The organism is Anaerococcus sp. mt242 (assembly GCF_016798225.1).
Taxonomy (GTDB): domain Bacteria; phylum Bacillota; class Clostridia; order Tissierellales; family Peptoniphilaceae; genus Anaerococcus.
On the sequence record NZ_JAEUYX010000004.1, the window covers coordinates 1 to 12703 of the forward strand.

The following is a 12703-nucleotide window of genomic DNA, read 5'->3' on the forward strand; positions in this document are numbered from 1 at the left end:
TTTTGGCATGAAAAAAACCCCTCAATCCATATTCCGGATTTTGGGGTTCAGCTCAGTTTTATCCTAGCTTTTTTAATTGTATAATTTCCAATGACTAATTATCTAATCTCCTAATTTTAATATAAATTTATTATTTATATATACTATTCATTTTAAGTTTTAAAGATATTCAGCTACTGTTTTATAATAGATAGTATATAATTTTATTTACATTAAATGCTACCTCATAACAAAATACCAATTTGTGTACTTTTAAATATAGTTGTTAAAAAGATAATTTTTGAGCTTGAATACTATATAACCAGAAGTAAGATTATATTAAATAACCGAAAAAGTTACAAGAAAAGAGACAATGTTGTTAAAACCCATTTATATGGTAAGTATTTTTTGAGGAGAAACAAAGAGATGGATGATGACAAAAAAAGTAAGTCAATGCTATTAAAGTTAATGTGGTTAGACTTTATATTTGGGGTAATAGGGATTATTATAGCTCGTAATATAACACCAAGTAATGTTTCAGACCTCATTTTAAGTAGGACCGGAGGGAATGTCTATACGGTGGATGTAAACTATTATACGTATTTCTTAATTAAGCCACCTTTACTTATATACTCTATTCATAGAATATATACTGGCTTAAAAAAACTAATAATTTATAGTCCAAATTTTGCTAAAAAATCTGACAAGTAAATTTTGAATATAAAATTTGTAATAAAAAATATGAGAATTTGATAAATTCTCATATTTTTTTATTCTCTTATTATAATATTAAATTTATTTTTAAAAATTACCAGCTTCTATTTCTTCTATTGTTTCTATAGAGTTTTTAAAGGAAGATGATTCTATATCTGGAACTGTGCGTTTTTCTGCATTTATTGATCCGTCGGGCGCATAGCCTAGAGTATTTGTATAGGTAAAAACTAGGCCTGAATTTGGCATAACATCATTTATCACTCCTAGGGTTATCCCATCTCCTCCGGTTGTCTCACCGATTAGGCTTGCTGATTCAGAATTTTTCATAAAGCTTGCCATGCCTTCAGCGGCTGAAAATACCGCTTTATCAACCATTAGATAAATATTTCCATCAAATCCATATTCTTTGTTAGATTCATCAGGGTTTACTGTAATCGTGTCTTTTATATAGTAGTCAAAGTTTTTAAGATCACTTGAATGTTCTAGCTTTACCCCTGAAATATCAACATTTTTTAGGGTTTCGATATTTAAGGTATCATCTGCTAAGATTAATTTGGCCCTATCTGAGTCTTTGAAAAATAAGTGGTTAGTTACTGATTTTGGGCTTTTTAGGATTTTTGGTAAAAGGAATTTTTGCCAATAATCCATATTGCCCCCGTAGTTTTCACGGATGTCTATTATTAGCGCCTTATAAAGGTGTTTATTTCTTAAAAACTCATCTAAAATCGCCTCATCTTGGCTAAATTTTTCTGGGTCAACCATAGAATTTATCTTTAAAATAGCAATTCCTTCTGCTGGACTTTCAAGACTTAAATTCGTCTCTTGTTTTTTATTCATAAATGAAAGGGCTCTTTTTTGGGACTTTTGACCTGAATCTAACGTTTGCTCGCCATCTAGGTCGTAGCGATTTCTCACTACTTGCTTGTTCATTTTTAAAAATTCATAATAAATTGATGGTGTATTCCAATTTTTGGAATAATATTTTAACGTGTTTTGAACATAAGCTTTATCTGCAATCCTAGCGTGGGAATTGTTAAGCTCTCCTATAATTCCTGTCATCTCGTCTATAAATTCTTGGTCAGTTTTTGCATTTTCTATGCGTTTAAGATATTTATTATAAGAGCCAATAAAATCAACATTATACTCTCTTTTTAAAACTCCAAAAAATGGATAATTTGCCTTAAGCTCCTTAAAAACATAATTAAAATCTTCTATCATTTCTTTATTTGTTAGATCTTCTGGTTTTTCTGGAGCGGGCAATTGTAATTTTGGTGGTGTTTGTAAGTCTTTATACCATTTTAAATAAGAGGCAATATCATATTTATCAATATTATCTGGGAAAAAAACATCATCATTACCGTTAAATCCCCCATCATTGACAATACTTTCGGTTCGCCTTGCTTCTAGTTGGTCTAATCTTCTTTTTGCACAAGAGGTACTTGTTAGCATAAAAACGAGGACTAGACAAAAAATCTTAATCTTATTTTTCATCAAATCCTCCTCTAAGTACATAATCCCTTTTTAACAAATCATAGATTACAGGGATATTTCCTATTGGATTTACAAGTGAAAAGACAACAATTGCAATAACGAGGATATTTAATCTTTTCCTCTCACTTCTTGCAATTGCACCTAGACTTACATTTCTAATTCTTAATACAGCTATCCCGTAAATAAATGCAAGGATTCCGAAGATAATTTCAAAGATTTCTTTATAATAAATCCCAAATACCAAAACCCCAATACCAGCTAGTATCCAAATTACAGAACTTATCGTTTGCATTTTATTATATTTTTTTAATAAGTCTAAGTTTTCACTTCTTTTTCTTCTCATAATTTATATTATATCTTAAATTTCTAAATTTGGGTAAACTTTCATAAATTTATCAGATACTTCACCTGCTTGATAGTTTAAATACCCTGCCATGGCAATCATTGCTGCATTGTCTGTGCAAAGTTCAAGGGATGGATAATAAAATTTGATATTTTCTTTGGCACATTCTTCTGCCATACGTTCCCTTAATCTACTATTTGCTGCAACTCCGCCACTTAGGGCAAATTTGTCAAAGCCTGTTTCTTTTAAAAGTCTCATGGATTTTTCTACCAAAACATCCACAACTGCCTCTTGAAAACTTGCAGCAAGGTCTGCCTTATTGATTTCATTTCCCTTTTGTTCTTCTTGGTTCATATGGTTTAAGACCGCTGTTTTAAGTCCTGAAAAAGAAAAATCATATGAATCTTTTTCAAGTCTTACCCTTGGAAAATCTATGGCAGATCCATTTCCTTCTTTGGCAAGTTTATCAATTTTTGGACCACCTGGATAGCCAAGCCCCATTTTTCTTGCAACTTTGTCATAGGATTCACCCGCTGCATCATCACGAGTTTTGCCTACTACTTCATAATCTGTATAAGAATTTACTTTTACTAGATAAGTGTGGCCACCGCTTACTACTAGGGTTACAAAGGGTGGTTCTAAATCCTTGTGGGCAAGATAATTTGCACAAATGTGGCCTTGCATATGGTTTGTACCAATCATTGGTTTATTTGTTGCAAGGGATAAGGCCTTTGCTGCAGAAATTCCGACCAAAAGTGAACCCATAAGTCCTGGCCCCTTGGTTACAGAAATCAAATCTATATCATCATAGCTAAGATTTGTATCATCCAAGGCTTTTTTTATCAAAGGATTTATAGCTTCTAGATGTTTTCTACTTGCAATCTCTGGCACTACCCCACCAAAAAGTGTATGAATGTCAATTTGAGATGATATTAAATTTATTAAAAGCTCTCTATCATTTTTAAGAATTGCTACACAGCTGTCATCACAGCTGGTTTCAATCCCCATAGTATAAAAATCTGTCATTACAATTCCTTTTTCATATTGTAGGCATCTGCGCCAATTTTCTGGTAATAATTTTTCCTGATGCCCATTACTTCAAAACCAAATTTTTTGTATAAATTGATTGCTGCAGTATTTTTTGTAGAAACTTCTAGCCAAATTTCTTTTATATTTTTTGAAAGACTTGTTTCTACTAGGTGGTTTAAGAGGCTTGTGGCAATTCCCTTTTTTTGAAAATCACGATCCACTGCTATGGTAAATATTTCCGCCTCATCCATTACATGGCTTGATATATAAAAACCAACCACCTTGCCGTCTACTTCTGCAACATAATGATTTAAAAATGAATTAGATTTCAAATCTTTTATAAGATTTTTCTTAGACCACGGTTCAAAAAATGCCTGGTTTTCTATGTTATAAACCTCATCTGCATCTGAAATTTCCATTTTTCTAATCATTTTACACCTTATTCTTTTTCTCGTATTCTCTTTCTGCTTGGGATTTTCTAAGATAATTTGGGCTAATTTCAAATAAATCTGGACTATCATTTATATGAATAAGTCCTAATCTTACAAGAGACTTGCCAATACAATTATTAAAATTTATAGGCAAAGTGTGGGCACTTTTAAATTGCTCACAATATTTTCCGCTGATTTCTCCTATAAGCTCTACGTCCTCTTTTAAATCATCAACAAGTTTTATAAAATCTTCTATTTCATATAGGTCTTCTTTTATGATTTCATTATAATCCTTATCATAAACTGCTGCATAAACCCTATTGCCCCTAGCATCTAGCATAGGTGCTTTTAGTTTTTCACTTGAAGAATTATTTGCAAGGGCCAAAAGCGTGCTAATTGGTATAAGTTTTTTTTCATTTACTTGCGCTAGAGTTTTTGCCACAGTCATTCCAATTCTAAGACCTGTAAAAGATCCTGGCCCCTTAGAGATTACAAAGGCATCTATGTCTTTGATAGTCATCCCTAATAAATCCAATAAATTTTCAATCATAGGAACCAAGGATTCACTGTGAGTTTTTTGCTGGTTTACATTAAAATCCCCAATAATTTCATTATTACTTGCAATAGTTACTGTAGAAATCATAGTTGAGGTGTCAATTGCTAAAATATTCATTTATCTCTTGCCCCCTTTTTGTATCATCTAGGATTTTAATCTCACGAGTATCTTTATCTATTTTTGAAATCTCAACATTTATCATATCTTTTGGCAAGAAATCTCCTCCATTTTCTGCCCACTCTATAAAAGTAATGGCATCATCTGGATAAAAATATGTTTCAAAGTCGATTTCTAAAAGCTCATCAGGATTCTCTATTCTATATAAATCAAGGTGGTAGATGGTTTTATCTCCATCGTAAATATTTACTATAGAAAATGTCGGAGAGGAGCTATCTTTTATATTAAAATACTCAGCAATAAAGTTGGTAAGGGTGGTTTTGCCAGCACCCATATCTCCTATTAAATTTATAACATCATTTTCTTTTAGAAGGGATGCAAATTTATATGCAAAGCCCTTCATTTCATTTAAATTACTTATAATCATAAATCCTCTTTATCTTAAGTATTATACTATTTATAATAAAAAAATCCCTAGATATAAGCTAGGGATGACTTTAAATTTAAAATTTAAGCGATGGTGATATGCGTTTATAAAGCACTTGGGTAACCAAGGATTCGATAGCACCTTTTATAATATTAAATGGAGCTACTGAAAAAATCATAAGTGTGATGTAATTATTTACTAGTGAATTACCAGGAATCATACCTGCAAATGCTTCAAGATCCATATTCATCACCTTGCCATAGATTGGGAAAACTACAAAGGCATTTGATAAAGTTGCAACTGCACTCATAGCAATGACACCCAAAACTAGGGCTAAAATCGAATTTTTGCGTGTTTTTTTGTCGCGATAAATAAGTGAAGATACCAAAACAAAGGTAGATCCCACAACAAAGTTAGATAGTTCCCCAACACCGCCTGTCATAGTTTTACTTAGGTTAAGGACATTTTTAATAAGCTGAATTAAAACACCATACAAAGGTCCCATGGCAAAACCACCAATTAGCGCCGGTACATCAGCTAAATCAACTTTCATAAAAGGTGGAGCTATTGGAATAGGCAATTGAATAAACATCAATAAATATGAGATGCCTGCTAAAATACCAACTTTTACCATTCTGTCTAAACTAAATGATTTACTTCTTCTTTGAATCATAATTACCTCCTAAAATGGGCAATAAAAAATGCCCTGATCTTGGGGCACGAAAAAAATACAAAATATATATACTTCTCCCATCCAGACTATAACTGTCGGTTTTGGAATTGCACCAAATCAACCAAAAAAATGGCTCGCAGACTATAACTGCCGGTTTAGGAATTTCACCTTACCCCGAAAACAAGCCCGTCCGGCTAGAGGAGGACCCTCCACGGAGTGGCCGCAAGGCGGCACGCCCGAGGAAACTTATCCGGCATATAGAGGACTCGTGCCAATTAGGCACGGAATTACCGCAGACGCCAAGATGATTACCTATTACCGTATGGACTTTTAATCTATTTAGTTCTTGACAATATTATATCACAATCAAAACTCAATATCAATTACCTTTGAAAACAATTTCACAAAAATCAATCTTTTGGTTTACAACTATCCAAAACCCACTTATAGCCCTTGCGGTTTATGGTCTCTATTGGATTGAGATTTGCTTTTTTAAACTCAAGGCGGATTTTTCTGATATGTTCTCTTACAGACCTTTCTGTAGTCTTCATGCCTTTTTTGTTCATGGCTTCCACAATATCATCCTTGCTTAAAATTCTACTCATATTTGAAATTAAAACTGAGCAAATACTAATTTCAAATTTGGTTAGGTCTAGGATATCATTCCCAATCCTAAATATGCCATTATCCTCCTCCATTGTACAAAACCCAAGTCGGACAATATTTGTATCATTGATCTCTTCTACTTTTTCAAATACTGAGTTAATAAATTCCTCACGAGTATTTGAATGGATGACAAAGTCTTTATCATCTAGTTTTTGCTCATAAGGATTGTCTGTGTTTCTCTCTGTTAGATAAATAACAGGTGTAGTAGTTGTTTGCTTTATGTATTGAATCACCTGCAGACACTTATTGTAAGTCATATCAACCAAAATTAAATCGTATTCACTAAGGTCTAGACCTATCAGATCTTCCATTTGTTCAAATTTATGTATAACTACTTCGTTTTTATCAAATTGGGAATTTAAGAGAGATGAAACACCGTTTTCGTATTCGACTGATGCTATTTTCATATCTACTCCTTTTCTTCATTAATTATAGCCTTTTGGCATAAAAATGTAAAGATTTTTTATATAAATTTGCATTGCATTAATATAAAATACAAATTTGACTGAACTTTGTCAAGAAAAAAAAAGACTTGCCTTTGGCAAGTCCTATATCAAAATTTATAAATAGTATTTTTTAGTCATTTTTAAATCATCATCTAGTTCGTAAATTAGTGGTTGACCTGTTGGGATTTCTAAGTCCATAATATCTTCGTCAGAGATACCTTCGATGTGTTTAGCTAGTGCTCTTAGAGAGTTTCCGTGAGCTGCTACTAGAATTGTTTCATCTTTTAGTAGTTGTGGTGCAATATTATCAAAGAAATATGGTAAAGCTCTTTCTAGAGTAATTTTTAAGTTTTCTGCTGCTGGAATTACATCTTTTGGCAGATTTTTAAATTGTCTCATGTTTAGTTGTTCTTCTTGAGCTTCTTCTGATAATGTTGGAGGAAGTGTATCATAAGATCTTCTCCAAATGTGAACTTGCTCATCCCCATATTTTTCTGCTGTTTCTGCTTTGTTTAATCCTTGTAGGGCGCCGTAGTGACGTTCGTTTAGTCTCCAAGATTTTTCTACTGGGACAAATAATTGTTCAGAATATTCTAGGACATAGTTACAAGTTTTGATTGCTCTTTTTAAGATTGATGTGTGAGCGTGGTCAAAAACTATGCCGGCTTCTTTTATTTTTTTACCAGCTTCGATTGCTTCTTGTTGGCCTTGTTCAGATAAATCTACATCTACCCAGCCTGTGAATTTATTTGCAAGATTCCATTCACTTTGGCCGTGTCTTACCATTACTAATGTTTTTGTCATTATCTTCTCCTTAGTTTTTCATTATTTTCTAACTCTTTTTGCTTAGCTTTTACGGAATCATCAGCACCTTGGTCAATCTCATCAAGCCATGTTAGTGCTCGTCCTGTACCAATTACTACGCACTGGTCAGCATTTTCCGCAATATTTACATCTATTTGAAATTTATCAGCCAGTCTTTGGCGTAAGCCAATTGTGTATGCCCCACCACCTGTCAAAATAATTTGTTTTTCGTAAATATCTGCTGCAAGCTCTGGAGGAGTTACCTCTAATACTTTTTTTACCCCATCTACAATCAAATCAACATAAGGCTTGATAGCAAGCTCTATTTCTCCCACAGGTACAAAAACTTTTTGTGGAAGTCCAGTTGAAATTTCTCGTCCTGTAACTTCGATAGATCCATCAAAGTCGGTAGTTCCTGCTTTAATTTTCACTTCCTCAGCCTTATTATCTCCTAGGAGTAGTCCATATCTTTTTCTAATATAATCTTTAATTGCAGTATCAAAAGTAAGACCAGCAACTGGCACTGATGTACTTGCTATAATTTGTCCCATAGAAATTACAGCTATATCAGTAGTTCCCCCACCAATATCTACTATTAATTCTCCACCAGCATCTGTAATATCAATTCCAGCACCAATTGCGGCTGCTAAGGCCTCTTCTATTAGGTATGTTCTGTGAGCTCCTGCATTTTCGCTTGCTTGAAGAACCGCTCTTTTTTCAACTTGAGTTGCCCTACTTGGCACACAAATTAGTACGTCTGGTTTTAAAAGAGCTTTGCTTAATGACTTATCTAAAAAATATTTTAGCATACGTTCAGTAGATGGAAAGTCCGCTATGACTCCGTCTTTTAAGGGCATAACTGCTTTTACATTTCCTGGAGTTCTACCAACTAGTTTTTTGGCTTCATCTCCCACAGCAAGTATTTCATCTTTTAAAACATCAACGGCAATTACTGATGGCTCACTAAGGACAACTCCCTTGTTATTTACAAAAACTAAAACTTTGGCTGTACCAAGGTCTATAGCTACACTTCTTCTAATCCTCGCCATTTTTTCTCCTAATATTTTTTAAGTTCATCTACCTTATCAAGGGCTTCCCAGGTAAATTCTGGATTGTTTCTACCAAAATGACCGTAGCTTGATGTATTTTTATAAATTGGTCTTAGTAGATCCAAATTATCAATAATTGCTTGTGGTCTAAAGTCAAAGTTTTCTTTTACAATTTCTAAAAGTCTTTCATCTTCGTATTTGCCTGTTCCAAAACTATCAACATATATTGAAAGTGGACGGGCAACACCAATTGCATAGGAAATACCGATTTCAAGTCTATCAGCAAGACCTGCTGCAACCATATTTTTAGCTGCATATCTTGCCATATAAGCTGCAGATCTATCTACTTTTGTAGGGTCTTTTCCTGAAAATGCTCCACCACCAGATTTTGAATATCCACCGTAGGTATCTACAATTATTTTTCTACCAGTAAGCCCGCTATCGCCTTTTGGCCCACCGATTACAAATTTACCTGTTGGATTTACGTAAATTTTAGTATTTTCATCAATTAAAGATGGATCGATAACTTTATTTATTACTTCAGCTATGATATCTTCCCTAATTTGATCAAGGGATACATCTTCTGTATGTTGGGCAGAAATTACTATATTGTCAATACGAACTAGTTTATCATCATCATATTCTACTGTCACTTGAGTTTTGCCATCTGGTCTTAGGTAGTCAAGAACTTTATTTTTACGAACTTCTGTAAGTCTTTGAGCAAGCTTATGGGCATAGTTTATAGAAACTGGCATATATTCTTCAGTTTCATTATCTGCATATCCAAAGATAATTCCTTGATCTCCCGCCCCTATTTGATCGTATTTATCATTTGTTGACTTAAATTCTTGGGCACTATTTACCCCTTGGGCAATATCTGGTGATTGCTCAATTAAAGATGTAAGAACGGCTACATTTGAGTGATCAAATCCAATATTTGGATCATCATATCCAATTTCTTTTATAGTTTGGCGGACGATTTGTTCTACTGGTGCATAAGCTGTTGTAGAAATTTCTCCAACTACTAAAACTAGGCCTGTTGATGTTACAGTTTCACAGGCTACTCTTGCATTTTTATCTTGTTTTAAACACTCATCTAAGATTGCATCAGAAATTCTATCACAAACTTTATCTGGGTGTCCTTCTGTTACTGATTCACTAGCTATAAATCTACGCATCATTTCTCCTCTAATATTACAACTGCACGAGCTTCAATTCCTAGACCCTCTCCAGTAAAACCAAGGCCTTCACTTGTGGATGCCTTAATGGATACATTATCTGGGTCAGTTTTTAAGTGCTCTGCTAATAAGTTTTTAATTTTATCTCGTCTTGGGCTGATTTTTGGCATTTCACAAATGATAACCGTATCAAGATTGCCAATTTTATAGCCCATTTGTTCCATAAGCTCAACTACATGATCAAGTAGTTTTAAGGAAGATATATCCTTATATTGAGGGTCGGTATCTGGAAATAATTTTCCTATATCATCTTTAGCTAAAGCCCCTAAAATCGCATCCATAATGGCATGGATTAAAACATCTGCATCAGAATGCCCCAAAAGGCCCTTTTCATAATCAAATTTGATGCCACCTAGGATTAAATCTCTATTTTCTACTAGCCTATGAACATCATAGCCTATTCCAATTTTCATTTATTTTCCTCAATTTCTTCTTGATTTTTTATATAAGCTCTTGCAAATAGGATATCTTCATTTGTGGTAATTTTGATATTTGAATACTCTCCCTCCACTACCTTTACTGGAGTTTCCCTATCAAAAAACTCAAATAGCTGGCTGTCATCAGTTATTTTAAATTCGCTTTTTACGTATTTTTCATACATAGAAAAGATAGTTTTTTTATCAAAGGCTTGGGGAGTTTGGACATTATAAACAAAGGCCCTATTTGGTGTAAAATCAACAACCATATTTTCATCCAAAATCTTTACCGTATCCTTAGTTTTTGTTGCAGTTATCACTGCCTTATATTCTTTTAGTTCACAAAGAGTTTTATAAAAAAGCTCTCTACTTGCAAAAGGTCTTACCCCATCGTGGGTTAAGACCAATTTACAATCTTTATTTAAGGCTTTTAGCCCTTCAAATGTCGATAGCTCGCGTGTGCTGCTACCATAAACATATCTTACTTTTTTAGAAAATTTGTCATTTTTTAGTATTGATTTGATAATATCTTCATCTTCTTTTCTGATGACTAAAATTATTTCATCAAATTCATCTATACTTGTTACAGTTTCTAAAGTACGTTCGATTATTTTTTTATCATCTATGTTTAAAAAGGGTTTGTTGATATCGCTATTCATACGTCTGCCTGAGCCTGCAGATGTGATTATAGCTGATAAAAATTTGCCATCAAACATTTATTCCCCTTCACTTTTTACAAATATCATACGTCCTGCAGAAGTTTGTAAAACACTGGTTACAACAGCATTTATAGTTTGATCGATAAATTTATCTCCATCTTCTACTACTACCATTGTACCATCGTCAAGATATCCTACACCTTGATTTTTACTCTTTCCTTCCTTGATGACATCAATTCTCATGCGTTCACCAGGGATTACAACTGGTTTTAGGGCATTTGCAAGATCGTTTATATTTAAAACAGGTATGCCTTGGACATCTGCAACCTTGTTTAGATTATAGTCATTTGTAAATACTTTTGCTCCCAAATCTATGGCAAGTTTTAGCAATTTGCTATCTACTTCCTTAATATCAGGATAGTCTTGGTCTGTTATTTTTAAATTTATCTTATCTGACTTTTTAATAGCATTTACGATATCTAGTCCCCTGCGACCACGTTCACGTTTAAGATCATCTGGACTATCTGCAATGTGTTGGAGTTCTTCTAATACAAATTCAGAAATGATTAGGTCTCCTTCTAAAAAGTCTGTTTCGATAATATCTACTATTCTACCATCAATAATTACTGATGTATCAAGTACTTTTGGACTTGCTGGAGATTTGCTCCTATCAAGTTTAAAAGTAGATTTTAAGTCTTTACTATCCTTACTAGTTTTAAACAAGTTGACAAAATCATCGCTATTTTTAGCTGCCACTCTCCAACCTAAAAAACCTAAACCAAGATATAATAAAATAGATAATAGCACAAAAATTGAATTGCCCACATAAGGTAATTGTAGGCTGGTTAAAGGTCTTGAGATTAAAGTTGCAATTAAAATACCTAGTATTGCACCAACTGTTCCAACTATCAGTTTGCTTGCCGGTATGTCACTCATTTGGCCTTCAAGATTTGAAATACTGGCTATAAACTTATTTGCAAAGGATGCAAATATTACATAAAATATTACCCCACCAATTAGGCCTGCTATGACATTTGCAATAATAAATATAATGCCGCTTGGTTCAATAATGAAACTTGCGGCATTGACTACATTTAAAATTACTATGCCAAGGACTACCCCAATTAGCGTGATAAGAATTTCAAAAATTCTTTTCATAACACTCCTTGTTTTTTAAAGTCCGATAGACTCATCTATCATTTGTTCAGCTTTTTCTTTATCTAGAGAACCTGCCATGACCAATTCGCTAGCCATGATTCTTCTTGCTCTATTTAACAATTTCTTTTCTGTGGTTGATAAACCTTTTTCCTTATCCAAAATTGTAAGATTTCTAACCATCTTTGCAATTTCAAAAATATCGCCTGACTTAATAATTTCTTGATTTTCTCTGTATCTTACATTCCAGTTGTTAGACATTTCTGTTGGTTCATCATCCAAAATCTTAAGTACTTCATCGCCTTCTTCTTTGCCGATGACATCTCTTATGTTCATTTTGTCAATATTTGCTATTGGAATTGAAATATCCATAGAACCAATTGGCATTTTTAGGATGTAATAATCTTTTACTTCTCCCAAAAATTCCTTTTTTTCAATAGAATCAATAGTACCCGCACCGTGGTTCGGATATACGATTTTATCGCCGATTTTAAACATTTTTACCTCCTA

At 33.4% G+C, this 12703-nt stretch carries 16 protein-coding genes and 1 riboswitch; of the genes, 1 reads left to right on the forward strand and 15 read right to left on the reverse strand.

The window, feature by feature from the left end; translation table 11 throughout:
• Positions 1-405 precede the first annotated feature (405 nt).
• On the forward strand, positions 406-690 hold the full coding sequence (locus tag JNO63_RS02920) for a hypothetical protein (protein ID WP_203126995.1): 285 nt from the start codon (positions 406-408) through the stop codon (positions 688-690).
• A gap of 90 nt (positions 691-780) precedes the next feature.
• Here the strand turns inward: JNO63_RS02920 and JNO63_RS02925 are convergent, their stop codons facing one another.
• The 15 genes from JNO63_RS02925 to JNO63_RS02995 form a co-directional block, all read right to left on the reverse strand.
• Positions 781-2184, reverse strand: coding sequence for a S41 family peptidase (locus JNO63_RS02925; protein WP_203126996.1), 1404 nt, complete (start codon positions 2182-2184; stop codon positions 781-783).
• Complete coding sequence (locus JNO63_RS02930) at positions 2174-2527, reverse strand: hypothetical protein (RefSeq protein ID WP_203126997.1); 354 nt, start codon at positions 2525-2527, stop codon at positions 2174-2176. The genes JNO63_RS02925 and JNO63_RS02930 overlap by 11 nt, the downstream gene beginning before the upstream one ends.
• Positions 2528-2542: 15 nt before the next feature.
• Entirely contained in the window at positions 2543-3553 is a 1011-nt protein-coding gene (tsaD, locus tag JNO63_RS02935; protein WP_203126998.1) for a tRNA (adenosine(37)-N6)-threonylcarbamoyltransferase complex transferase subunit TsaD, read from the reverse strand.
• Positions 3553-3987 carry a ribosomal protein S18-alanine N-acetyltransferase gene (rimI, locus tag JNO63_RS02940; protein WP_203126999.1) on the reverse strand — a complete coding sequence of 145 codons (435 nt, stop codon included), beginning with the start codon at positions 3985-3987 and terminating at the stop codon, positions 3553-3555. Before rimI ends, tsaD begins: the two co-directional genes overlap by 1 nt.
• 1 nt (position 3988) lies before the next feature.
• On the reverse strand, positions 3989-4660 hold the full coding sequence (gene tsaB / locus JNO63_RS02945; protein WP_203127000.1) for a tRNA (adenosine(37)-N6)-threonylcarbamoyltransferase complex dimerization subunit type 1 TsaB: 672 nt from the start codon (positions 4658-4660) through the stop codon (positions 3989-3991).
• Positions 4641-5087 (reverse strand): tRNA (adenosine(37)-N6)-threonylcarbamoyltransferase complex ATPase subunit type 1 TsaE, encoded by a 447-nt coding sequence (tsaE, locus tag JNO63_RS02950; RefSeq protein ID WP_203127001.1) that lies wholly within the window; start codon positions 5085-5087, stop codon positions 4641-4643. Before tsaE ends, tsaB begins: the two co-directional genes overlap by 20 nt.
• A 76-nt stretch (positions 5088-5163) precedes the next feature.
• The gene (locus tag JNO63_RS02955; RefSeq protein WP_203127002.1) at positions 5164-5760 is read right to left on the reverse strand and encodes an ECF transporter S component; all 597 of its coding nucleotides are present in this window, start codon (positions 5758-5760) and stop codon (positions 5164-5166) included.
• A gap of 65 nt (positions 5761-5825) precedes the next feature.
• A riboswitch (FMN riboswitch) is annotated at positions 5826-5946 on the reverse strand.
• A gap of 224 nt (positions 5947-6170) precedes the next feature.
• Positions 6171-6833, reverse strand: coding sequence for a winged helix-turn-helix domain-containing protein (locus JNO63_RS02960; RefSeq protein ID WP_203127003.1), 663 nt, complete (start codon positions 6831-6833; stop codon positions 6171-6173).
• A 153-nt stretch (positions 6834-6986) separates the two neighbouring features.
• Positions 6987-7676, reverse strand: a complete 690-nt coding sequence (gene gpmA / locus JNO63_RS02965; protein ID WP_203127004.1) for a 2,3-diphosphoglycerate-dependent phosphoglycerate mutase — start codon at positions 7674-7676, stop codon at positions 6987-6989.
• Complete coding sequence (locus tag JNO63_RS02970; RefSeq protein WP_203127005.1) at positions 7676-8725, reverse strand: rod shape-determining protein; 1050 nt, start codon at positions 8723-8725, stop codon at positions 7676-7678. Before JNO63_RS02970 ends, gpmA begins: the two co-directional genes overlap by 1 nt.
• Positions 8726-8733: 8 nt before the next feature.
• Positions 8734-9903, reverse strand: a complete 1170-nt coding sequence (metK, locus tag JNO63_RS02975; protein ID WP_203127006.1) for a methionine adenosyltransferase — start codon at positions 9901-9903, stop codon at positions 8734-8736.
• A complete protein-coding gene (ispF, locus tag JNO63_RS02980) occupies positions 9903-10376 on the reverse strand; it encodes a 2-C-methyl-D-erythritol 2,4-cyclodiphosphate synthase (protein ID WP_203127007.1) in 474 nt (157 codons plus the stop codon). Before ispF ends, metK begins: the two co-directional genes overlap by 1 nt.
• Positions 10373-11095 carry a 2-C-methyl-D-erythritol 4-phosphate cytidylyltransferase gene (gene ispD / locus JNO63_RS02985; protein ID WP_203127008.1) on the reverse strand — a complete coding sequence of 241 codons (723 nt, stop codon included), beginning with the start codon at positions 11093-11095 and terminating at the stop codon, positions 10373-10375. Before ispD ends, ispF begins: the two co-directional genes overlap by 4 nt.
• A complete protein-coding gene (locus JNO63_RS02990) occupies positions 11096-12196 on the reverse strand; it encodes a PIN/TRAM domain-containing protein (protein WP_203127009.1) in 1101 nt (366 codons plus the stop codon).
• Between the two features lie 15 nt (positions 12197-12211).
• Complete coding sequence (locus JNO63_RS02995; protein ID WP_203127010.1) at positions 12212-12691, reverse strand: CarD family transcriptional regulator; 480 nt, start codon at positions 12689-12691, stop codon at positions 12212-12214.
• Between the last annotated feature and the right edge of the window lie 12 nt (positions 12692-12703).